The following is a 24,139-nucleotide window of genomic DNA, read 5'->3' on the forward strand; positions in this document are numbered from 1 at the left end:
GATGTAAGCACATGAAAAAAGCCTCCCGGAGCTCCGGGAGGCTTTTTTGTGACAGGCCGAAAGGCTTACTCCTTTACCAGCTTGCTGTGGTAGAGCTTGCCGTCGAGGGTCAGGCGCAGCACGTACACGCCGGCGGGCAGGCCGCTCAGCTCGGAGAGCGTGAGGCTGGAAGCCCCGGCGGGCACCTGGATGCTCTGCTCCCGCACCACGCGGCCGGTCGCATCAAGCAGCACCAGGCGGGCGTCTTTGTTCTCGGTGCGGGCCTGCAGAGTCAGGGTTACCTCGCTCTGGAAGGGGTTGGGCGCGGCATCCAGCTTGGCCGTGGCGCCTTCGAACGTCACGGAGCGGGGTCCGATGTAGGCTGCCGTTCCGTCGAGGTCGATCTGCTTGAGGCGGTAGTAGCGGATGCCCTGCTTGCCGTTCTCGGTGTCGAGGAAGCGGTAGGCGCGGGCCGAGCTGCTGCTGGCCGACTCACTGGGCACGAAGCCAAGGGTGCGGAAGGTGCGGCTGTCCGAGGATACCTGTATTTCGTAGCCCTTGCTGTTCTTCTCCATAGCCGTCGTCCAGGTTACTACGGCCGTGCTGCCGTCGCGCTTGGCGTCAAACGAGGTGATGGTAACCGGCAGCGGGGCGGCCTGGTCGGAGCCGGTGAACTCCCCGAAGGCAGTCAGGCCGGTCTGGGAAAGCGTGTTAGCCGTAGCATCCACCGTCGACTGGTCGTAGAACTGGAAGTTGCCGGTAGCCGGGTCGCGGCGGGAGAGGCGCAGGGCCGACTCCGGATCCACCGTGCCCAGCAGGGCGTCGTCGTAGAACAACGTCAGGTCGTAGGTAAAGTCACTGCCGTCGGCCGAGGGCACCAGCTCCAGGAAGCTGTTCATGTAGCGCTTGGCGGCCTGCGGGTTGCGCGGGTTGGTGCCGGGGAAGTAGCGGGCCGTGAGCGTGGTGGGCAGCGTGCCGGTATTGCCGTAGACGATGGTAGCCACGCGGCGACCGGCGAAGAAGAAGTCCTGCGTGCCACCCAGGGCGAAGGTGCCGGTGGTGGTCAGGACGTTGGGCTGGGCGGTGGGCGTAAACTCGTAGGCGCCTAGGTCAGGCGCACCGGCGGCCACTGTGGTGGGCCGGGCGTTGCCCTCGAAATCCTGGCTTACGGTGGCAATGTGGGTGCCCGTGCCGTTCAGGTGGTAGCTGTTCGGGTCGGCCGGGTTCGGCATCAGGTTGGTAGCCGAGGTAAAGCCCGGGTCGCCGTTGATGGAGCTGGCGTCCTTGGTGGTGCTCGTCTTCAGCGCATCCAGGGTCGTCACATCAGAAGTGCCTACGCGACCCAGTACGCCATTGAGGCCGCTGACGAAGTAGTCGTTGTAGTTGGATTCGGCAAAGCTGGCCGCCGTAGTGGCGTAGAGCGCGTAGCTCTTCGTACCTGCACCGCCGCCGGTAATGCCGTTCACCAGAATGTTGTTGCGCAGGTCCAGACCCGTTACCGAGCTGGTCGTTACTATCAGGGCCGCGCTGATTTCCGCTACCGTGCTGCTGGTCGTGGTAAATGCCCCGGCGAGGTTCACCGAGTTGTAGTACACCTTGGTGCCCGTACCACCCGCCAGGCGGATGCCAAAGGGGTTGAACAGCGTGGACGTTCCGTCGCCATCGGTGAGGATGTCTGAAATTATGTTGTTGCTGATTTCATTACCCGCAGTACCCGTCGTAGAAGAGATTTGAATACCATAGGCTCCGTAGCCGCTGGTGTTGGTCGAGCGCAGGTTGGAGATGAAGTTGCGGCTGACCAGGGCATTGGTTACGTTGATGCCCAAGTCGATGGCAGAGATGCTCACCGTGGCAGTGGTGGTCATGCCCTCGATGCGGTTGAGCCGGACAATCGGGGCCGTGGCGTTGGTCACATCCACGCCGCGGAAGGCCACTGTATTGGTGGCCGAGCCGATCAGGTTGCCTTCGATGAGCAGGGTCTCGAGCAGGCCGGTCGAGGCCACGCCCCGGGCGTGGATACCGCTGTAAGCCCGGCTGATGGCGTTGTTCTGCACCGTCAGGTTGTCGTTGCCGGCCCCCGTGCCTGAAGTAGAAAGGGTGGTACCCGCCGCGTAAACGCCGAACGAGGTGGTTGACGTGGCATTGCCCCCGTTAATGTTTACGTTCTTCACCGTGTTGTAAGTGGCGCCAGCATTTGTGCCGAGGCTGACCAGCCATACCACAGCCGAGCCGGCGGTAGTGTTAGCCGAAGTCAGGGTCAGGTCGCGGGTGGTGCCACCCACGGTGTTGGAGCCGTCGATGGTCACGTAATCAGTTCCGTTGAGCTTGAGCAGGAACGTGGCGGCAGCCGTCGTCGTCAGCACAGGGGTGATGCCGGCGGCGGGCTTGATGGTCAGTGTGTTGCTGCTGCTGTTGCCGGAAAACTGGTTGATGGTGATGCCCGAGGTGGCGGGGTAGGTGGCGTCGGTCAGGCTGAACGTAACGGCATCAATAGCACCGGCTTCGTTCAGGGTATTGGCCGCCTCGTCCAGGGTCAGGAAGTTGCGGGTACCACCGGTATTCAGCGTACCTACCGTGTACAGGCCCGACAGCGACGGGGTCACCGTGCGGGTAAACGAGTCATTGTTGGTATCGGCATCGGTGCCACCGTTGGGCGCGCTGGTAGTGGCCACGATGGTGAACGAGGGGCCGCCCACCGAGAAGTCAAACGTGCCGAGCGAAAGGTTGCCCGAAGTAGCGCCGGAGGCCAGGTTCAGGTTCGTAAAGTTCTGGGGCGTCTGGGCTATGCCGTTCACCGTGAAGTTCACCGTCACGGAGTTCAGCACGGCGAAGCCGAAGTTCTTTACCTGCACTGACACGTTCTGCGAGGTCGGGGTAAAGGGCATCACCGGGTCGATGATGGCCACTACGCCGGCGTCGTTGGCCGGGGCGTCGCGCAGGTTCACGTTGTCCAGGAACAGGTCGATGTCGCCCGTTACCGTAGCACCCTCGGTGGCGAAGAAGGCCACGATGATTTCCTGGCCGTCGTAGGCGCTGAGGTTAATAAGCTCGGTCTGGCCCGTGTTGGAAATGGTAGTGGTAGAGTTGAACGTGCGCACGGACGTGAACGTCGCGCCGCAGTCGGTCGAGATGCGCACCTCAAACAGGTCGTCGCCGTCCAGCACGTTAGCGGTGGTGTTGCCAAATGTGGTCAGGGCCAGGTCAAACGAAAGCAGGGTGGTGGCCGTGGCGGTAAAACGTGGGCTCACGATCCAGCCGGTTTCATTGATAGCATCTAGGTTGATTTTGGCCGCCGTTCCATTCGGGCCACCTGTTACGTTGGCGAAGTCGTCGTTGATCCAGTTGGAGGTGGTGCCGGTTGGGGTGGTCGTACCCGTAGCCTCGTACCAGCCGGGGTAGAGCGTGCTCAGGTTCGTACTGGTTAAGCCGGTAAAGTCCAGGAGCTGGGGCAGGGTCGCGACGCCGTTCTGGGTGCGCGTTACGGGGCTGAAGTCGTTGTTCGTGGTGTTGCCTTCCCCGGTTACACCGGCCGTGGCGTTAAACGTGTAAGTGCCGGCTGCCGTCATGTTCACGGTGCCAATTACCACGTCCTGGAAAGCATTCGGCGCCAGGGTGCCGCTGGTCAGCGTTACGGGGCCAAAGGTTTGCGTAGCCGCGCCCGACACCGAACCCGAAATCGTGGCGTTGTTGGTCGCGAAGTCGATGGTGCCAAGCCCCAGGTTCTGGATGCGGACGGTCACAGTCTCGTTGGCCGAGTAGCAGCCGGTGGCGCTGGGGGTCACGAGGGCCACGGCGCCCAGATCCAGAGAGGAAGGCGTGAACTCTACCGCACCCATATCGGGCGGCGAGGTGCGCGTGGCGCCGGTAAAGTCGATGGTCGTAGTAGGAGTGCTGATGGTGACGCCGGTTTCGTTGAGAGCCGCGCTGGTGGGCGTCAGCGGGGTAGTGGCGGCAGGATCAAACTGCGGGTCGGCGCTGATGGAGTTGGCATCCTGGCCGGTGCCGGCTTGCAGCTCCGTCAGCGTAGCGCGGTCCGTCGTAACGTTCGCCAGAACCCCGTTGGGGCCGCTAACGAAGTAGTCGTTGTAGTTGATGGTAGCGAAAGGCGTGGTGGCCGACACGTACATGGCATAGACCTTGGTGCCGGTTTCGCCGGTCTGGCTGTTGAGGAAGATGTTGTTGCGCACATCCAGCAGGGTTCCTGACGTAACCAGCAGCGCTGCGCTCAGGCCGCCGTCTCCCGACGCATCAAGCATTGCGCCGGTCATCGACACGCTGTTGAAGTACAGCTTATGGCCGCTGCCCCCGGTGATGCGGATACCGAAAGGGTTAAAGGAGCCGCTTGACGAGTTGTCGCCAAAGGTCAGCACATCCGAGATAATGTTGTTGCTGATCTCGATATTGGTGGTGGTGCCCGACGAAATATTGATTCCGTATGCCCCATAGCCAGTGGCAGCGGTCGAGCGCAGGTTCGTGATGAAGTTGCGGCTGACCAGGGCATTGGTTACGTTGATGCCCAAGTCGATGGCAGAGATGTTCACCGTGGCAGTGGTGGTCATGCCCTCGATGCGGTTGAGCCGGACAATCGGGGCCGTGGCATTGGTCACATCCACGCCGCGGAAGGTGACCGTATTGGCGGCCGTGGCCGAGCCGATCAGGTTGCCTTCGATGAGCAGGGTCTCGAGCAGGCCGGTCGAGGCCACGCCCCGGGCGTGGATACCGCTGTAAGCCCGGCTGATGGCGTTGTTCTGCACCGTCAGGTTGTCGTTGCCGGCCCCCGTGCCTGAAGTAGAAAGGGTGGTACCCGCCGCGTAAACGCCGAACGAGGAGCTCAGCGTGGGGCTGCCGCCGATAATGTTCAGGTTCTTCAGCGTGTTGAAGGTAGCACCGGCGCCGGTGCCCAGGCTGGTCACCCATACCACCGCCGAAGCGGTAGCGGTGTTGCCGCTGGTCAGGGTCAGGTCGCGGGTGGTGCCGCCCACGGTGTTCGAGCCGTCGATGGTGATGTAGTCGGCCCCGTTGAGCTGGATAACGGCCGAGCTGGTAGCACCGCTCGTGAAGCTGGTCGTTATGCCCGTGTTGGGCTTGATGGTCAGCGTATTCGTGCTGCTGGCCTCGGCGTTGGCGTTGAAGACAATCGGGTACGTCTCGCTGGGATAGGCAACATCCATGAGCAAGAACGTAACCGGCCCGCCCAGGGCGCTGGCGTTATACGCAGCAGCGGCGGCAGTCAGGGTAGTGTACCGGCGGGTGTCGTCCGGAGTTCCGTCTACCGAGATGTAGTACGTGCCCGCCAGGGTAGTCAGGATGGTGTATTGGTTCGGGTTCGTGGGGGCAGTGGTGCCGGGCGGGTTGGCGCCCGAGCCGCCGCCGGGGCTGGTGCCGGCGTTGCCGGGCACGTCCTGGGCCGCTACGTAGTACTGAATCACGTCGCCGGGGGCGACGCCGCCGATGCTGGCGTAATCGATGGTGAAGGTGTAGCTACTGCCCGAAACCGAGGTAGCCGGGGCGCTGACGTACGCGCCGCTGGTGCCCTTGCGGTAGTAAATAAGCGGGGCGTTGGCGCCGCCGGCTACGTCGCTGGGGTCGGTGATGGTGGCGGTGAGGGTACGGCTGGTGGTGTTGCCCGAGTTGGTGAGGGCCGTGTACACGATGCTCGGCGCGCTCATGTCGCTCGCGGTGAACGTCCCTTCATCGGCGCCGATATCGGGCGGCGAGTTGCGGCTCTGGTTGTCGTAATCGATGGTAATGCCGGTGCCCGCTACGCCGCCGCTTTCCACCTGAGTGGGCGTGCCGGTAGCAATGTGCAGGAAGTCAGGGCTGGTGCCGGCGGTGCTGATAAAGGGCGGGTTCTCCGTCACGGCCTGCTGGTCGCGGGTCGACATGAACGTCTTGTAGGCAGTCAGGGTCTGCTGGGCGTTCTGGGCAGTAGTGCCCTCCGCGTAGATCAGGTTCAGGGCCGACGGCGTGCCGGCAAAGAACAGGTTGTTGTTGGAGCTGGCGGCATAGTTGGTCGGGGCCGAGCCTGCCGTGCCGAGGGCGCGCCGGAAAGCAACCGTGTAGCTGCCCGTACCGCCGCCCGCCGTGGAGGTGTTCACCACGATGTTGTTGCGGGCGTCGAGCGGAGCCGAGGTTGAGCTCAGGTAGATGCCTGAGGAGCCGAACGAGCTGCCGCCGGTGCCGTTGAGGTAGATGGTGTTGAAGAACAGGCTGACTGCGGCCCCGCCGGTGGTAGTGGCTACCGTGATGCCGGAAACCGCCAGCGTGCCGAGCGAGGCCGGGGTGAGCAGGTTGCCGATCAGGTTGTTGGCTGCGTTCAGCGTAGTGCCGCTGGTGAGCAGGATGCCGGTAGCCGCGCCCGAAGCCGCATGGGCCGTCAGGTCGTGGATCTTGTTCTGGTTGATATCCGCCGCGCCCGCCTGCTGGTTGATGCCGGTTACGGTGCCGCTCAGCGGATTGCCGGCCGATCCAATCGTCAGGCGGCCGATGGTGTTGTTGCTGATCGTTTTCGTGCCTGTCGAAAGACTACCAGCATGAATACCGGTCAGCACGTGCCCGGTAGCGGTGTTGGTGCCCGTGGTGCTCAGGTCCGTGATGGTGTTGCCGGTAATGGTTTGGGAAGCCGGCGTTCCAATGTTGTAGTACCCGTAAACCGAGGTTGAGGCGGTTCCGCTAACAGTAAAGCTGTTGTGCTGAATGAAGTTGCCGCTCACGGTGATGGTGCCCGTGGTAGCCCGGATGAAATACGTGGTACCCCCGGTGCTGGTACGCACGTTAGGGCTGGCCACGCCGCCCGGGGTTACGCCGATGTAGTTGCCGCTGATGTTAGCGGTGCCACTCGTTCCCGACCGATAGATACCGTAGTAAGAAGTGGTGTTGGAGGCTACCGAATTTCCAATAATCTGGTTGCCGGTGATGGTGGTAGTGTTGGCGGCGCCAGAGTGATTGTCGTCAATAAAGTAAACTGCGCCGGTTGCGCCAGTCAGGGCAAAGTTCTGCAGCTTGTTGTTGGTGATGGAGACGGTGGTCAGTCCCGAAGTGCCCGCCTGTCGAATGCCCGTAATGGTACCGGTGCTGGCCGAGGCGATGGTGATGGTGTTGTTGTGAATCAGCAAGGTGCCCGTCAGGCCGGTTGTGGCCGAAGAGCCCAGGCTGATGGCCTGCAAGGTGCCCGTCCCGGAGTAGTTGGCCGGAATCGTGATGGTGTTGTTTTCTACCTTGAGGTTGTTCTGGTTTTCACCCCGGATGCCGTGGATGGTCGCGGTTCCCGCCCCGCTGCCGATGTTGCTGACGGTATTGCCGGCGGTGGTACCGATTTCATTGCCGATATCCAGGAAGCCGGAGGCCAGCGTCGAGCCAAGAAAGTAGATGCCCGCGAAGGAGTTGGTGACCGTGTTGCCGTTGATCTTGTTGTTGCTGTTTGCTCCGTCCGCGCTGGTGGATGCCACTGCGGTTGTTGCAGTGGCCGTCGTGTTGGCGCCCCAGATGCCCACTGTGGCAACGTTGGTTCGGCTCAGCGTGATGGTGGCGTTCTGGATCGTATTGTTCTGGCAGCCATCGGTAGCCGAGGCCCGGAACAGCGCGTAGCCAAACTCCATTCCCGCGGCGGGGTCGGCTACGTCGATGCCGTCGAAGGTGACGTAGTCGGTGCCCACGAGGCTGATGATGGCGTCCTGTGGGCCAGTCGCCGTGCTGGTTGCGGTCAGCTTAGGGTTGGCGCCAGTGCCGCTTTTCTGGAATATAATCGGGTTGGCGGCGGTGCTGGGGTTGGCAGCCAGCTGAATGCGGCCGGCCGTGGGGCTGGCAAACGTTTCGGTGTAGTCGGCGGGCACGTTAAACGTGACACCCCCACCGCCTACGCCACCGGCGTTCAGCGCCGCAATAGCCGCTGCTACAGTGGCATAGTCACCACCCGGACCAATTGTTTTCGGGCCGGAGATCTGGGCCCAGGCCCCGGTGCTGCCCAGCAGGAAAGCCAGCAGCGCCAGCAGCCGCGTGCCATACCCTCCCAGCGGGTTCTTCTTAAAGCGCGCTGGAGGATGTGAATGTAAAGGTGTGTGCATAGAAGAGAGTTGAGTTGAAGAAAAAGCAGACAATAGGGGGCACGCGCGAACACGCGTGAAAGGCACTTCGGAAAAGCAGAGAGCTGAGAGGTGGAGGAAAGAGCCGGAAAATGCGCCTTAAGCGTCGGCGCGCGACTCAATCATCGGCACAGGGGCCGGATAATCAGAACGTAAGGCTGCATCATAGGCTGGGTGGAACCGGTGGCAAATCTGGCGCGTCGGGGTGTGAGCGTGCCCTGAAAGCTAAGCAAACTTCCTGGTATATTATACCAGTGTTACCAACGAAATATTGTACTGCGCAGCTGCATTGTACAAGCAGGAGCGCCGCGCCTCTTCGAATCAGACTATTTCAATCGATTTCAGACGGGTTTTACGTCGGGAGCCATGGTCAGCTTGGCCAGGAAAACAATGGCCTGCTCGTAGCGGCTCCGCAGCTCGTGGTACTGCCGCCACGCCGCATCGCGGTCAGCCACCATGCGCAGGCCGGCCCGGGCCAGTTCATCGTAGGCCGTTTCAAAGTCGCGGCGGGTGGGCTCCTCCAGCGGGTTGCCCGTTTCGACCAGGCCCGAGGGCTGACTGTGGGCGCGGTCCTCGAAAAACCGGTACACCCGGTTCATGGCAATGCAGCCGGCTTTAAAGCAGACCTCGGCGCTGCTGCTGCGGGGCTGGTCCACGGTGCTGAAGATCAGCGCGGCCGTGTCCAGGATAATGCCGGCACTGGTCACCCAGGAGCGGCCGGGCTGGGGCGAGCGGAAAAAGGAAATGATGGGCAGGGACGTGTGGCTTTCCTCGATTTCAACAAACCACTCCTCCCACTGCTGCCACTGCTGCTCATCGTCGTTCAGGGAGCCGCCGCGGTTAAGCCAGCAGATCAGGTTGGTTGCGGAAGCGGGTGCGCCGGCCCGCAGCTCCAGCCGGGCCACCACCAGCTCCCGGCGCGAAAAGGCCTGATAGATGGTGGGCAGGTAGGAAATCAGCAAGGTCAGCAAAAGCAACCCCAGCAGGGCTTCGGAGTAGGAGAGGGCGCTGGCGGCAAAGCTCTGGGTGGGCTCCACGGCTCCGATAGTCAGCAGGGCGTTGTTGCTGATGTGGTAGCACTGCACCCAGCTGCCTTCGCCCAGCGCCCAGAAGATGGCAGTATAAGCCACCGACAGCAGCCCCAGCCATACCACCGGCAGGGCAATCAGGGCAATAGGGGCGTAGAGCGAGAGAACCCGGTCGCGCTGGGCGTAGGTTTTGGCCCGGCCCGCTATTGCATCGAAAACCAGGCGTATTCCCCGGAACACGTAGTTGCTGACCAGCACCGACTCGTTGCGGGGCTGCACAAACGAGCGGATGGCCGCCGACAAAGTGGCCACCACCAGCGCGAGTCCGGCCAGCAGGGCAATACCACGCAATACCAATTCCCAGGGCATCAGCAGAGAAGCTCAGTGTGCAGACGTGTACTCTGCCGGCCCCCCCTAGGTTGAGCTTGGACATAAGCTCTTCGGTAGCACGTCGAAATCACATGATCAGGGGATGGCAGGCAACCTTGCCCCGCCTGACCTGATCTGGTTGGTATGCGGCTTTCTTCTCCTTTCGCGCCCGTTCAGGGGCTTTTGCTGACGGTCCTCGTGGCTTCCGGGCTTAGCGCCTGCTCTACCGGCCGGGCATCCATTGCCGTTTCCGCCCAGCTGGCCCAGACGGCACCCCTGCCCGTAAGTGGCCGGCAGGGCTGGCAGTGGCGCCCTACCTACCGGTTCGGCGACTTTGCGGCTACTGACATCCGCAAAGGCTGGCTGTCCACTTCCGCGCAGGGAGCCCCGTTCCTGATGCCCGACTGGCTGAGCCGAAGCCGGGCCCGGCAGAAGTTTTCATTTGCCCTGCAGCCCCCCGGGGGAGCTCCGGCCTGGGCCGTGCGCGGAGCTTATTTTGCCCACGGCAGCTCTTTCACCCCGCCCGGCACCGGTATCAGCATCGGGCTGGGCAGCGAGGAGGTGTACACCAGCATCATCCAGGTGCCGGGCCGCCGGCCCTGGCAGCTGGTCGTGGAGCGCAGTCAGGGGTTTGCGCAGCTGAATCCGGCCACCGGTGCCCTCACCAACGGCGACACCACCCTGCAGGTGCGCCCAATAAGTCGGCTGCTACGCCTCGACGGCAAGGTGATGACCCTGCCGGGGTACGTGCCGCTGGGCTACGAGTTCGTGCTGGCCGACGGGCAGGTGATTGGCGCGGTGGAAACAATGGGCGCGGGCCGGGTATGGCTGGCCCCGGCGCTCAACAGTTCCCTGCGCCCGGCCGTCGCGGCAGCGGCCACCGCTCTGCTGCTGAAAGAAGAGTAGACGCTACTTTTTTCGCGCCTTCCAGAGCTGGTTGAATGACTTAGGAGCCACCTGCAGGGCTTCGCGCCGCTTGCTCCAGCCTACCTGACCCAGCAAACGGAGCAGCACCCAGTTCTTGGCCCGGGCCGGCAGCAGGTTGAGCAGGCGCCGGCTTTTCATGGCCTGTAGCCAAAGCCTCGCCGCGGTGCGCTCCTCCCGGTCGGTGTGGCCCTCACGCACGCTCTGCTGGCGGTTCAGCAGCAGAATGTTGTGCAGGTTGATGCGCACCGGGCACACGCTGGTGCAGGCCCCGCACAGCGACGAAGCAAAGCTCAGGTGCTTGTTTTCGCCGAAGCCAGCCAGGTGGGGCGTAATCACCGAGCCGATAGGACCGGAATACGTGGTTTCGTAGGTGTGGCCGCCGATGTTCTTGTACACCGGGCACACGTTCAGGCAGGCGCCGCAGCGGATGCACTGCAACGCTTCGCGCTTGTCGGGCTGGGCCAGCAGGTTGGTACGGCCATTGTCGAGCAGCACCACGTACATCTCGTCGGGGCCGTCCTTTTCCAGGGGCTGGCGCGGACCGGTATAAACGGTGTTGTAGACCGTAACCTGCTGCCCGGTACCGCTGGTGCTGAGCAGGGGCCAGAACAAGGCCAGGTCGTTGATGGACGGCAGCAGCTTCTCGATGCCGACAATGGCAATGTGGGTGCGCGGAAAGGTGGCCGACAGCCGGGCGTTGCCCTCGTTTTCGGTTACGGCCACGCCGCCCACGTCGGCCAGCAGGAAGTTGCCACCGGTGATGCCGACTTCGGCGGAGGTGTACTTGTCGCGCAGCAGGTGACGGGCCGTGAGCACCAGCTTCTGGGCGTCGTCGGTGTACTCGATGCCGAGGTGCTTGACGAAGATGTTGGCGATGTCGTGCTTGCTCAGGTGCATAGCCGGCGTCACGATGTGGTAGGGCCGCTCGCCGTTCAGCTGCACGATGTACTCGCCCAGGTCCGTCTCCACCGACTCAATCCCGTTTTTTTCGAGGTAGGGGTTGAGGTGGATTTCCTCGGTGGTCATGCTCTTGGCCTTTACCACGGTGCGCGCGTGCTTGCGCTGCATAATGCGCCCGATTTCGTGCAGGGCCTCGGCCGCGTCGCGGGCCCAGATCACGCGCCCGCCCTGCCGGGTGAAGTTTTCCTCGAACTGCAGCAGGTACCGGTCCAGGTGCTGCACCACCTCCGACTTGATAGCCGCAGCGCGGTCCCGGGCCAGCTCGTGGTTGTCGTACCAGCCCAGGCCCTGCTTTACTGCCGCGTCGTACTTGCCGATGTTGAAGCGGATCTTGCGGCGGTGCTCGGCGTCGAAGGCCTTTACCTCGGCGTCTTTTACGAATTGGGTGGCTTTCATGGGCGCGAAGTTTCGCGAGGGTAAAATAGGTTTCGCAATGCCTTTGTTACAAGCCGTTGACTATACAAAGGATATGACCTTTCAGGGCCCCGACATTGAAGCTGATCAGCAGGCCCAGCTTCGGCTTGGACAGATGCAGATAGTTCAGCAGCTGCTTAGAGTGCATCGGAGCCAGCTCCGCTACCGATTTAAGCTCCAGGATACCCTTTTGCTCAACGAGCAGGTCGACCTGAAACCCAACTTCCAGCCGAATGCCGTCAGACACGACCGGCAAAGCAACCTGACTATCTACGAGCAAGCCGCATTTGCGCAGCTCATGCGCCAGAGCAGCTTCGTACACCGATTCATACAAACCCGGTCCAAAGCGGTATGCATTTTAAATGCTGCCCGCATCACATGCCCGGCAATTTCATTCTCATGCATAGCGCAAGAAGGTAAGGTATAGCTGAGGTATATAAATAGTAACCGGAAGTAAGAGAAAACTTCGCGAAACCTATTTTAACCTCGCGTCACCTCGCGCTCAGGGCTTATTCGAATCCACCACAATCCGGCTTTCCCGGTTTACCAGCTCCCAGGCCGTATGGAACACGAGCCGGGTGCGCCGCTCCATCTTCGGAAACTCGATTTTGTCGACCTCGTCGCCCGGCTGGTGGTAGTCGTCGTGCACGCCGTTGAAGAAAAAGGCGACCGGCACCTTGTGCTTGGCGAAGTTGTAGTGGTCGGAGCGGTAGTAGAACCGGTTCGGGTCGTTGGGGTCGTTGAAGCGGAAGTCGAGCTCAATCGGGTTGTACTTCTTATTGGCCGTTTCCAGAATGGTGTGCAGCTCCGAGGAAAGCTTATCGGACCCGATGACGTACACGTAGTCGGGCTGGCCCTCGTGCTCCTTGTCGGTGCGGCCTACCATGTCGATGTTCAGGTCGGCAATGGTGCGCTCCAGCGGGATGATGGGGTGGTCGGTGTAGTACTCCGAGCCCAGCAAGCCCTTTTCCTCGCCCGTAACCGTCAGAAACAAGATGCTCCGCCGGGGGCCGTGGCCTTCGGTTTTGGCTTTCTGGAACGCCTGGGCTATTTCCAACACCGAAACCGTACCCGAGCCGTCGTCGTCGGCGCCGTTGTTGATCTGCCCGCCGATGATGCCGATGTGGTCGTAATGCGCCGACACCACCAGTACCTCGTCCTTTTTATCGGTGCCTTCCAGGAAGCCCATCACGTTCTCCGTGGTGAACTTCTCCCGGTTTTTCGGGGCCGAAATCGTCATGGCAACGGGCTTGAACGGGCTGGCCACGGGCTTGCCGGCTGCTCCCGCCTGGGTCTGGTACTTGGTCAGCGCGGCGCTGGTGGTACCGAGCAGCTTGTAAGCCACGGCCGGCGACACGAAGAACGTGGCGGCCCGGGCTGCGCCCTGGGGAGCATCGGCGTAGGCAATGCTGGGGCGGCTGATGTAAGGCGCCATGCGGGCCGCCGTCTTGCCGAAGTTATTGTTCGGGTTCAGGTCCACGAAAAACACGCTGCGGGCGCCTTTCTGAGTGGCCAGCGTGGCCTTGGCCCGGTAGTCGTTGCTCCATTTGCTGCCTTTGTCGGTGCCGGTCAGCACATACTTGCCTTGAGCATTCTGGGGCTCACCCAGCAGAATAAACAGGTCTTTGCCTTTCACGTCGCGGCCGGCATAGTCCGACCAGGCGTCCTGCTCGATGCCGTAGCCCACGAATACGGGCTGCACTTTGGTAGCGGTCTGGAAAGGCGAGTTGCCGTAGCCGTAGAAGTCCTCGAGCCACTTGAAGGTCTGGCTGCCCACTTTCAGCGTGCCGGTGCCCGCCCAGGTAGAGCGCTCCATCGTGAAGTGCTGGATGTAGGCGTTGTCGGAGTTGGGCACAATGCCCTGCAGACCCAGGGCCGCAAACTCCTTGGCCAGGTACTCGGCGGCCATCTTCTGGCCCTTCTCCCCGGTTTCGCGGCCTTCGTAGGCATCCGACGCAAGAATGGTGAGGTGCTGGCGCAGGTCGGCCTGGGTGATGGTGCCGGCGTAGTTGGCGGCCCAGTCGGCTTCTACCGGGGCTTGCCGCACCGGCTGAGGCGTAGCGGGCACTGCTTCGGCAGACTCGGTTTTGCGCTTAACCTTGATCTTGGTTTTCTGCTGGGCCACGGTGGCGGTGGTGCAGCTCGCAGCCAGCAGCAGGGGCAGCAAGGCGCGGAAAGGAGTGTGGAGCATAGGAAAGGAGTGGGAATGGCAGGACAGAAAGACCGGGTTGCGGGCAAAAAGCTGCCTTATGCCGGTCCGGCTGGGTATCTACGGGGAAACGCGGGCCGGGGCTTATCGTTCCGCAAAAGCACGCGGGCCGGCTAGGCCTGCATAATCAGCACCGAGGCGTAAGCGGCTACGCCCTCGCGGCGGCCCACGAAGCCCAACTTCTCGGTCGTGGTGGCCTTGATGGAGATGTCGTCTTCGGGGATGCCCATCACTTCGGCCAGTACGCGCTGCATGGCCGGAATATGGGGGTTGACCTTGGGCGCTTCGAGGCAGATGGTAGAGTCGATGTTGCTGATGGTGTAGCCCCGCTCCCGGAGCAGGCGCATCACCTCGGCCAGCAGGCGCTTGCTGTCGATGCCCTTGTACTGCGGGTCGGTGTCGGGGAAGTGAAAGCCGATGTCGCGCAGGTTGGCCGCGCCCAGCAGGGCGTCGCAGATGACGTGAATGAGCACGTCAGCGTCGGAGTGGCCCAGGGCGCCGTGGGTGTGGGGCACCTGGATGCCGCCCAGCCAGAAGGGCAGCCCTTCCCTGAGCTGGTGGACGTCGTAGCCAAAGCCGGTGCGGATTTTCATAAGCAGAAAGTCAGAATGAATGGGCCGGCAAGGTACGAAGAGGGGAAGTTGTGCGGCATTTTAAAGTATTGGCCGCCGGCAGACGTCAGGTAGGGCGAGAATCAAATGGCTGGAAAAAAGGATAGCAAAAAATTAATGGAAACTTTGGATTCACTAAAAGTTTCCATTGTATCTTTGCCCCCGTAAGCCATGGAAATCAAAGACCGCATCCTGTTAGAGGCCGCCGCGCTGTTCATGCGCAACGGTATTAAAAGCGTCTCGATGGACGACATCGCCGCCCACCTGGCCATGTCGAAGAAGACGCTCTATAAATGGTATGAGAACAAGGATCAGATTGTGCTGGGGGTGATGGGCCTGCACCTGAACCGGGAGGAAATCGACTGCGAGCAGGCGTTTTCGACCGCCGGCAACGCCGTCGAAGGCATGTTCAACCTGATTCACTGGCACAAGGACATGCTGGCCAAGATTCACCCCAGCATCTTCCACGACCTGCAGAAATACTATCCCCAGGCCTGGCAGCTGTTCGATGAGCACAAGAACACCTTCATCCTGCAGAAGATCCTGGACAACCTGCGCCAGGGCATGGCCGAGGGCTTCTACCGTCCCGACATCGACGTGGACGTGCTGGCCCGCCTTCACCTGGCCGAAATCGAGCTGATGTTCAACAACACGGTATTCCCACCCCGGCAGTTTGCGCTGCAGCGCGTCAACGCCGTCATGATCGAACACTTCCTGATGGGCATTTCCACCCTGCGGGGCCACCGCCTGATCAACAAGTACCGCAACGTCACCGAAGTCGAAGAATAGCCCTGCACCCCCGATTCCGACCCCCAATCCTTTCTATATTCTGCTTACCCTATGAAAAATATGCTTCGCCTACTGTTGCTCGTGGCGGCCCTCACGTTTGTGGGAGCCCGGCAGCTGCTGGCCCAGACGCCCGCTACCGGCCAGCCGGTGGCCACAAGTACGCCCACGCAGTTTTCGCTGCAGCAGGCCATCGACTACGCCCTGCAGAATAAGTCGACCCTGCAGGCCACCCGCATCAACGAAAAGATTGCCGTGGCCCGGGTTGGTGAAATCCGCTCGGCGGGACTGCCCCAGGTAAACGTGGGGGCTACCCTGACTGACAACTTCAAGCTGCAGCGGTCATTGGTGGACTTCAGCTCGTTTGGCGGCAGCCAGGGCATTCTGAACGGGACCACGCTCACCCAGGACCAGATTGCCCGGGCCCAGCGCGGTGAAACCGTAACCCTGAGCCCGGCTTATACGCCCATCCCGGCTACCGGCCCCCAGCCCATAGCGTTCGGCCTGCAGTACGCCGGCAACGCGGCCGCCCAGGCGTCGCAGATGCTGTTCAACGGCTCTTACCTGCTGGGCCTCAAGGCCGCCAAGGTGTACGAGCAGCTTTCCGTCAAGCAAACCCAGCAAAGCGAGATTGACGTGGTGGAGCAGGTGTCGAAAGCCTACTACAGCGCCCTGGTGGCCCGGGAGCGGCTGGCGTTGCTGGCCCGCAACGTGCAGCGCCTCGACACCTTATTATACCAGACCAAGCAGACCTACAAGGAAGGCTTTGTGGAGAAGCTCGACGTGGACCGGCTGCAGGTGCAGGTCAACAACCTGAAGATCGAGCAGCAAAACGCCCAGCGGCTGATCGACCTGAGCGTAGCGCTGCTCAAGTTCCAGATGGGCCTCGACCAGCAGCAGCCCGTGGAGCTCACCGACCGCCTCGACGCAGCCGTGATTGAAGCCGAGCGGGGCAGCCTGATCAACCTCAGCGAGTCGTTTAACTACAGCAGCCGCATCGAGTACTCGGTGCTGGAAACCCAGCGCGACCTGGCGGTGCTCGACATCCGCAACCGCCGCTCCGGCTACCTGCCCACCGTGAATCTGGTTGCGGCCTATGGCTTTACCGGCTCGGATGCCCGCTTTCCCGGTCTGCTGCAGTTTCGCGGACCCAACTCCCGCAGCGAATCCGGCTTCATCAACCAAAACTGGTTTGGCTTCGGCAACGTGGGCCTGCAGATCAGCATTCCGGTGTTCGACGGCTTCCGCAAGAAGTACTCCATCGAGCAGGGCAAGCTGGCGCTGGAGCAGGTAAACAAGGGCTTTACGACCCTGCAGCAGGCCATTGACCTGCAGCGGGCCCAGACCCAGACCTCGCTGCAGAACACCCTGGCCGTACTCGGCAACCAGAAGGCGAACCTGGAGCTGGCTACCAACGTGGCCCGGGTTGCCAAGATCAAGTTTCAGGAGGGCGTCGGCTCCAACCTGGAGGTGATTACGGCCGAAACCGACCTACGCCAGGCCCAGACCAACTACTACTCGGCCCTTTACGACGCGCTGGTGTCGAAAGTCGACTACGGCAGAGCGACCGGCACGCTGTACACGTCCCGCAAATAGAGCTGCAAGCCGCAAGCTGCCAGCTCCAAGCCTCATAAAAATCTCTTTGTAATTCTAGCATTTCATATGCGTACCTCCCCCACTTACATCTCGCGTCTATTCGCTTTCAGCTTGCAGCTGGCAGCTTGCGGCGTCATATTAACCGCCTGCGGCCAGAAAGACCCCGCGACTGAGCTGGCCAAGCTGAAAAAAGAGCAGGCCGCCAACCAGGCCAAGATTGCCGAGCTGGAAGCCAAAACCGGCCTGAAAGCCGATTCGGCGGCCGTTAACGCCACTGCCGTATCGGTCATCAAGGTGCAGCCCGAGAGCTTCACAAGCTACCTGCAGGTGCAGGGCCGCGTCGACTTCGACGAGAATGCTAACGTGTCGCCCCGCCTGCCCGGCGTGCTGACCAGCATCCGCGTGCAGCGCGGCGACCGGGTAAGCAAAGGTCAGGTGCTGGCTACGCAGGACGCCTCGGTGCTCGAGTCGGGCATGGCCGAGCTACGTACCCGCCTCGAGCTGGCCCGTACCGTGTTCCAGAAGCAGGAGCGCCTCTGGAAGCAGCAGATCGGCACTGAAATCCAGTACCTGCAGGCTAAAAACAACTACGAGGCCTTGCAGCGCAGCCTGGCCACCCAGCAGCAGCAGCGGGCCCAGTACAACGTCGTGGCTCCCTTCAGCGGCCTCGTCGACGACGTGCCGGCCAAGGTAGGGGAGGCCGGCGCGCCGGGCATGCCGGTGGTGCGCCTCGTGAGCGGCTCCGGCGGCAAGATCGTGGCCGACGTGTCGGAAGCCTACGCGGCCAACATCAAGGCCGGCGACAAGGCCCTGGTGACCATCCCGGACCTGGGCGAAGAGGAAATGACGGCTACGGTACGCGTGGTAAGCCGCACCATCAACCCCACCAGCCGCACCTTCCCCGTGGAGCTGCGCCTGGTGGGCGCCAAGGTCGGCTCGCTCCGCCCCAACATGATTGCCACCGTCCGCATTCAGAACTACGACCGGCAGAACGCCACCGTGCTGCCGGTGGACCTGGTGCAGAAGGACGAGCAGAACTCCTATGTGTATGTCGTCGCCCAGAAGGATGGCCAGAAGATTGCCACCAAGCGCATCATCCAGACCGGCAACACCTACAACGGCAAAGTGGAGGTAACCAGCGGCCTGACCCCCAACGACCAGGTCATCTCCGCCGGCTACCAGAACCTGAATGAAGGCCAGGTGCTGAGTCTGTGAGGAGCTGGGAGGTAGAAGCCAGGAGTTAGAATCAGGATAGGAACAATGGATCGGTCGGCAGCAACAACTTTTAAGGATCTGGTAGTGTGGCAGAAGGCCCATCAACTGACCCTGGCGGTCTACCGAATCACGGAAGCCTTTCCAAAGCACGAGCTTTTTGCCTTGACCTCCCAACTCCGCCGGGCTGCAGTTTCGGTGCCGGCCAACATTGCCGAAGGGTTTCGCAAGCGTGGCCTAAAGGATAAAATACGATTCTTCAATACCGCTGAGGGCTCCCTGCAGGAGGTGCATTATTACTTCATCCTGGCGCAGGACCTCGGCTACACTAATACTGAGATACTCATAGAGCAAGCCAACGAGATAGGACGGTTGCTGGAAGCTTATGGCCGAACCATGCGCACCAAGCTCGCCACTCCTACCTCCTAGCTTCTAACTCCTAGCTCCTCAAATCATGCAGGACATCGAAAAAGAATTCGGACCCACCAGTTGGTCCATTAACAACAAGACCAGCATCTACATCATCACGGTGCTGCTCTGCGTCGCGGGTATCTTCGCCTACATCAAGCTGGGCAAGGAGAAATTCCCCGACATCGTGATTCCGCGCATTATCGTGGCCACGGTGTACCCGGGTACCTCGCCCACCGACATCGAGAACCTGGTCACGCGCCAGCTTGAAAAGGAAATCAAGAGCGTGAACGGAGTGAAGAAAATTAGCTCCACCTCCAACCAGGACTACTGCATCGTGGACGTCGAGTTCAACTCGGGCGTAGACGTGCAGTACGCCAAGCAGCTCATCAAGGACGCCGTGGACAAGGCCGGCAACGACCTGCCCAACGACCTGCCTTCGCCGCCCACGGTGCAGGAGGTAAACCTCTCCGAGCTGCCCATCATGAACATCAACCTCGCCGGCAACCTGACCGTGAGCCAGCTCAAGAAGTTTGCCGACGACTTTCAGGACAAGATTGAGGCCCTGCCCGAAATCACCCGGGTTGATATCATCGGGGCGCTGGAGCAGCAGGTGAACGTAGACGTGGACCTGAACAAGCTGCGCGCCTCCCGCCTGGCTTTCTCTGACATTCAGCGGGCCATCGGCATGGAGAACATCACCATCTCCGGCGGCTCCATCGACGTGGGCAACCAGAAGCGGGCGGTACGCGTGGCCGGGCAGTACGTGCGGGCCTCCGACATTGCCGATATTCAGGTAAAGAACCTCAACGGTGCCGCCGTGCGCCTCGGCGACATTGCCACCGTGGAAGACGGCTTCAAGGACCGGGAAAGCTACGCCCGTCTCGACGGCAAGCCCAGCATCAGCCTGAACGTGGTGAAGCGCCAGGGCGAAAACCTGATCGACGCGTCCGACAAGATCAAGCAGATCGTAGAAGACTCGAAGAAGACCCTGCCCAAGGAGCTGACCATCACCATCACCGGCGACACCTCCAACGACACCCGGGTCACGCTGCACGACCTGATCAACACCATCATCATCGGCTTCCTGCTGGTGACGCTGATTCTGATGTTCTTCATGGGTACCACCAACGCCCTGTTCGTGGGTTTGTCGGTGCCGATTTCGATGTTCCTGGCGTTCCTGCTCATTCCCGTGTTTGGCTTCTCGCTGAACATGATTGTGCTGTTCGCCTTCCTGCTGGCGCTGGGTATCGTGGTCGACGACGCCATCGTGGTGATTGAAAACACCCACCGCATCCTGCACGAGCGCCCCGACCTGGACACGCCTAAAGCCGCCAAGTTTGCGGCCGGTGAGGTATTCGTGCCCGTGCTAGCCGGCACGCTGACCACGGTGGCGCCCTTCGTGCCCCTGCTGTTCTGGCCCGGCATTGTGGGCTCGTTTATGTACTACCTGCCCGTGACGCTGATTCTCACGCTGATGGCTTCCCTGGTTGTGGCTTTCATCATGAACCCGGTATTCGCCGTGAGCTTCATGAAGCGCGAAGACCACCACGCCGAAGAAAACCAGCCCAAGCTCACCCGGGGCTTCCTAATTGCCATGGGCGTGCTGGCTTTGATTGCCGTGATTGGCTACCTGTTCGGATCCACCTTCGTGGGCAACCTGACGCTGACCATCATCCTGTTCTGCTTCCTGAACGTGTTCGTGTTCACGAAGATGATTGCCTGGTTCCAGACCCGGGCTCTGCCCCGGTTTCAGAACGGCTATGCCAACGTGGTCCGCTGGGCTATCGGCCGGCCGGCCCTGGTGATGGTCGGCATGATTCTGCTTTTTATCCTTTCCGGTTTAGCTGTGTATATGCGCGCCCCTAAAGTGGCCTTCTTCCCGAAAGGCGACCCCAAGTTTGTGTACACCTACCTGAAAATGCCGGTGGGCACCCGGGTAGAGGTAACGGACTCGGTGACCAAGGTCCTGGAGCAGCGCATCTACGGCGTGATTGGCCGCAACAACCCCGATGTAGAATCGGTGCTGACGAACGTGGCCATCGGGGCTACCGACGGTACCGAAGGCGGGGCCCCGGGTGTGTCGCAGTCGCACCTGGGCAAGGTGGGCGTGGCCTTTAAAGAGCTAAGTGAGCGGACCGGCCCGGCCACCTCTATCTATATGGATAAGATCCGGGAAGCCGTGAAGGGAATTCCCGGTACCGAAATTTCGGTCGACCAGGAATCCAGCGGTCCGCCCACGGGTAAGGAAATTGCCATTCAGGTATCCGGCGACGACTATGTGCAGCTGGCCAAGCTTTCCAAGAAGGTAACCCGCTATATCGACTCGCTCAAGATTGGCGGCGTGGAGCAGCTGCGCTCGAACCTCGAAGACCGCAACCCCGAAATTGCCGTCAACATCAACCGTACCCGGGCCAACCGCGAAGGCATCAGCACCGCCCAGATCGGCATGGAAGTCCGGACCTCGATCTATGGCACCGAAGCCAGCAAATTCAAAACCGCTGACGACGAGTATCCGATTCAGGTGCGCTACGCCAAGCCCTACCGCGAGGACGTGGACGCGCTGGTAAACGCCCCGCTCACGTTCCGCGACGCCACCGGACAGGTGCGGCAGGTGCCCATCTCCGCCGTGGCCGACGTAACCTACGGCACCACCTACGGTGGCATCAAGCGCAAGGACGTGAAGCGGGTGATTACCATCTCGTCCAACGTGCTCAACGGCTTCACCGGCCCCGACGTGGTGGCCAACATCAAGACGGCGCTCAAGGCCTTCCCCACGCCTCCCGGCTACACCATCAAGATGGGTGGTGCCGAGGAAGATCAGAAGGAAACCAGCGACTTCCTGCCGTTGGCTGGTTTAGGGGCCCTCGCGCTGATCTTCCTGATTCTGGTCACACAGTTCAACTCCTTCAGCAAGCCGGTTATCATTCTCTCCGAAGTGCTGTTCTCGGTGGCGGGCGTGTTCTTCGGGCTGGCCATTACGGGCATGAATATCAGCATCGTGATGACGGGCGTGGGTATCATTGCCCTGGCCGGTATCGTGGTGAAGAATGGCATCCTGCTGGTGGAGTTTACCGATATGCTGCGCTCCCAGGGCATGCCGCTGCGCGAGGCCATCGTGCTGGCCGGTCGTACCCGCCTCAACCCGGTAATCCTGACGGCAACGGCCGCCATCCTGGGCTTGATTCCGCTGGCCATCGGCCTGAACATCGACTTCTACGAGCTGTTCAACTCCGGCAGCCCGCACTTCTTTATCGGCGGTGAGTCGGTGGTGTTCTGGGGGCCCCTGGCCTGGACCATCATCTTCGGCCTGAGCTTCGCCACGGTCATCACCCTGGTGGTGGTGCCGGTGATGTATCTGCTGACTGAAACGCTGAAGATGAAAATCTTCGGAAAAAAAGACGCCGCCGATGCAACCCCCGCGCTGGGCCCTGGCTCTTCCGTACAGCGCCCTGCCCTGGCCGAAGCTTAACGTGCTGTGACTGATTGGGTAGCAGGGCTGTCATTCACCGTCCTGCTGCCCCCTCGGGTCGCCCTCCAACCTCTTCTTACTACCACTTCTCTCGTCGTTCCCCATGTTTACTTCAACGACTACCGCCCCCAAGTCCATTGCCCAGCAGGTGCTGCGCATTATCAGCAAGCGGAAGGCCATCAAACCGGCCCGCCTGCGTGTTACCAGCCAGCTGGACCGTGAGCTGGGGTTCGACACGGTAGATGTCGTGGATATTATCCTCGAACTGGAGCGCAGCTTCCACATCACCATTCCCGACGAAGTGCCCCTGAGCACCGTCAGCGACTTTGTGAATTATGTAGCCTCCCACACGCCGGGCAGCAAAGCCGCCTAAGCAGAAACAAGTGCCAACAAAAAGGCCCGGAACCAGCTGGTTCCGGGCCTTTTTGTTGCACGTCGGTTGGCTAGCGCACGTTGCCGCCGCTGTCGTTTACGTTGTCCTGGTGGCTGCGGCTGCCGTCGGTGGTTTTCGCCGTGTCGTCGGCGTGCAGGCCGGGATTGGGGTTCGGGGCCGGGTCGGTGCTGCTGGTGCGGCTCGGGTTAGGGTTGCTGCTTTCGGGAGAGCCCAGCCCGGAATCAGTATTGGAAATCGAGCCCTCGGCGGGCTTGAGGTCATCTTTGCCGTGGAGCTTGCCCGACTGAGTCGACTCTACGCCCTGCGTGGAGGACGGATTGCCCTGGGGCTGAGGACCGGAAGCCCCGGTGGTGCCGTCGCTCGACGTATTAAGGGCAACGGCCCGGGAAGGGCGCAGGTCCACGGCCGGACCGGAAGTAGCCGGCCGGGACTTTTCCCAGGCCTCAAACTTGTCCATCTCGTCTTTCAGCGAGGTGGTAAACCAGGCCAGCAGGGCTACGTCGTCGAGCAGGCCAATAACCGGGAAGAAGTCGGGAATGAAGTCGATCGGGCTCAGGAAGTAGATAACGACGGCCACTGCTGCTACAATCGTGGGCGTGGGCAGACCAGTGTACTCGCCCGACACCGAGGTGCGGATAAGCCGCATCAGCACCTGCAGGCTTTCCCAGGCCTCGTGGGCAATGGAGCCGAGGTCTTTTTTCTCGGTGGCCTTATGATAGGCGTCGTTAAGCAATTGCTTTACCCGCAGGGGCTTGTTCAGGTAGTCCTCGGCTTTACCAAGGAACTTCTTAAAGATGGGTGAACTGGCAATATTCTCGCCTTTGGGAGACTTGGTATCCATGGTGGAAAAGAGAAGTGAGTGGCTAAGCGAAAGGTAAACGCCAGAGCGTTTGCCTTTCGCTATACTGTTTCTCCTTGAAATTGTTTTAGGGCCTTAACGGGGCCAGGAAACAACAAAAAAGCCCCGTTTCTGCAAACGGGGCTTTCATCCTGTATAAAGGAGTCAGGGCTGGCTAGTCGACGGCCACGCGGCCGGCGGCGTAGAAGTTGCGCTGGTAGTAAGGCTGGCGCAGTGAGCTTACCATGACACCCCCGTTGGTAGCGGAGTGGGCAAACTTAGCATCGCTCAGGTAGATGCCAACGTGGTAGATGGGCTGGCCGGGGCCGCGACGGAAGAAAACCAGGTCGCCGGCCTGCATTTCGGATTTGGCAATGTGCTTAACGCTCTGGAACATGGAGCGGGAGCTGCGCTGCAGCGTAATGCCGTATACCTCTTTGAAAACCCGGGTCACGAAGCCCGAGCAGTCGGTGCCGCGGCGGGTGTTGCTGCCGTAGCGGTAAGGCGTGCCTACCCAGTCGGTAATGGTGCGGAGCAGGTCCTGGTTTTCGCGGTAGGCCAGCTTAAGGCCCAGCGTCTGGGAGTAGTACTTGTAGGTCAGCGAATCGCGGTAGGAGGGAGTTGTTACCGCATCCGTCTTGCTTTCACCAAGAAGCTCGGGGAGGAGAGATGCTTCGGCGGCCACTGGGGCCGCCTGATGCCGTTGGGCACCGGGAACGTGTTCGAAGAAAAAGGAAAGAGTGAGCGAGGCAGCGGCGAGGCAATACAGGATGCTGTTTTTCATTGTCCGTCGTGAGGTGGCAGATTCGGTTTCCGGGTTGACTGGGAGGTCCAGGTAGTACTTCTTTTCTTCGA

15 protein-coding genes are annotated in these 24,139 nt (G+C 61.2%); 7 read left to right on the forward strand and 8 right to left on the reverse strand.

What is annotated here, in order from left to right:
- Positions 1-65: 65 nt before the first annotated feature.
- Positions 66-8,042, reverse strand: a complete 7,977-nt coding sequence (locus LJY25_RS06370) for a T9SS type A sorting domain-containing protein (protein WP_227607424.1) — start codon at positions 8,040-8,042, stop codon at positions 66-68.
- Positions 8,043-8,401: 359 nt separating this feature from the next.
- Entirely contained in the window at positions 8,402-9,457 is a 1,056-nt protein-coding gene (locus LJY25_RS06375; RefSeq protein WP_227607425.1) for a hypothetical protein, read from the reverse strand.
- Between the two features lie 144 nt (positions 9,458-9,601).
- Here LJY25_RS06375 and LJY25_RS06380 point away from each other — a divergent pair, with 144 nt between their 5' ends.
- A complete protein-coding gene (locus LJY25_RS06380; RefSeq protein WP_227607426.1) occupies positions 9,602-10,363 on the forward strand; it encodes a hypothetical protein in 762 nt (253 codons plus the stop codon).
- Positions 10,364-10,366: 3 nt separating this feature from the next.
- Here LJY25_RS06380 and LJY25_RS06385 read toward each other — a convergent pair whose 3' ends face one another.
- The 4 genes from LJY25_RS06385 to ispF form a co-directional block, all read right to left on the reverse strand.
- Positions 10,367-11,740 carry a LutB/LldF family L-lactate oxidation iron-sulfur protein gene (locus LJY25_RS06385; RefSeq protein ID WP_227607428.1) on the reverse strand — a complete coding sequence of 458 codons (1,374 nt, stop codon included), beginning with the start codon at positions 11,738-11,740 and terminating at the stop codon, positions 10,367-10,369.
- A gap of 46 nt (positions 11,741-11,786) precedes the next feature.
- Complete coding sequence (locus tag LJY25_RS06390) at positions 11,787-12,080, reverse strand: GxxExxY protein (protein WP_317206582.1); 294 nt, start codon at positions 12,078-12,080, stop codon at positions 11,787-11,789.
- Between the two features lie 180 nt (positions 12,081-12,260).
- A complete protein-coding gene (locus LJY25_RS06395; protein ID WP_227607429.1) occupies positions 12,261-13,949 on the reverse strand; it encodes a M28 family peptidase in 1,689 nt (562 codons plus the stop codon).
- 131 nt (positions 13,950-14,080) lie between these two features.
- Positions 14,081-14,560: a 2-C-methyl-D-erythritol 2,4-cyclodiphosphate synthase gene (gene ispF, locus LJY25_RS06400; RefSeq protein ID WP_227607430.1), complete on the reverse strand. Its 480-nt coding sequence runs from the start codon at positions 14,558-14,560 to the stop codon at positions 14,081-14,083.
- 189 nt (positions 14,561-14,749) lie between these two features.
- Between ispF and LJY25_RS06405 the strand changes: the two genes are divergently transcribed.
- From LJY25_RS06405 to LJY25_RS06430, 6 genes are all read left to right on the forward strand, one after another.
- Positions 14,750-15,367: a TetR/AcrR family transcriptional regulator gene (locus LJY25_RS06405; protein WP_227607432.1), complete on the forward strand. Its 618-nt coding sequence runs from the start codon at positions 14,750-14,752 to the stop codon at positions 15,365-15,367.
- A 60-nt stretch (positions 15,368-15,427) separates the two neighbouring features.
- Entirely contained in the window at positions 15,428-16,960 is a 1,533-nt protein-coding gene (locus LJY25_RS06410; protein WP_227607433.1) for a TolC family protein, read from the forward strand.
- A 66-nt stretch (positions 16,961-17,026) separates the two neighbouring features.
- Complete coding sequence (locus tag LJY25_RS06415; RefSeq protein WP_227607435.1) at positions 17,027-18,175, forward strand: efflux RND transporter periplasmic adaptor subunit; 1,149 nt, start codon at positions 17,027-17,029, stop codon at positions 18,173-18,175.
- Between the two features lie 45 nt (positions 18,176-18,220).
- On the forward strand, positions 18,221-18,601 hold the full coding sequence (locus tag LJY25_RS06420; protein WP_227607437.1) for a four helix bundle protein: 381 nt from the start codon (positions 18,221-18,223) through the stop codon (positions 18,599-18,601).
- Between the two features lie 25 nt (positions 18,602-18,626).
- Positions 18,627-22,052 (forward strand): efflux RND transporter permease subunit, encoded by a 3,426-nt coding sequence (locus LJY25_RS06425; protein ID WP_227607438.1) that lies wholly within the window; start codon positions 18,627-18,629, stop codon positions 22,050-22,052.
- 103 nt (positions 22,053-22,155) lie between these two features.
- Positions 22,156-22,425, forward strand: coding sequence for an acyl carrier protein (locus LJY25_RS06430; RefSeq protein WP_227607439.1), 270 nt, complete (start codon positions 22,156-22,158; stop codon positions 22,423-22,425).
- A 70-nt stretch (positions 22,426-22,495) separates the two neighbouring features.
- Here the strand turns inward: LJY25_RS06430 and LJY25_RS06435 are convergent, their stop codons facing one another.
- Together LJY25_RS06435 and LJY25_RS06440 are read right to left on the reverse strand one after the other, a co-directional pair.
- A complete protein-coding gene (locus tag LJY25_RS06435; RefSeq protein ID WP_227607440.1) occupies positions 22,496-23,287 on the reverse strand; it encodes a YkvA family protein in 792 nt (263 codons plus the stop codon).
- 172 nt (positions 23,288-23,459) lie between these two features.
- Positions 23,460-24,068 carry a C40 family peptidase gene (locus LJY25_RS06440; RefSeq protein ID WP_227607441.1) on the reverse strand — a complete coding sequence of 203 codons (609 nt, stop codon included), beginning with the start codon at positions 24,066-24,068 and terminating at the stop codon, positions 23,460-23,462.
- Positions 24,069-24,139 lie beyond the last annotated feature (71 nt).

The sequence above is a fragment of the Hymenobacter translucens genome (assembly GCF_020685205.1).
GTDB lineage: Bacteria > Bacteroidota > Bacteroidia > Cytophagales > Hymenobacteraceae > Hymenobacter > Hymenobacter translucens.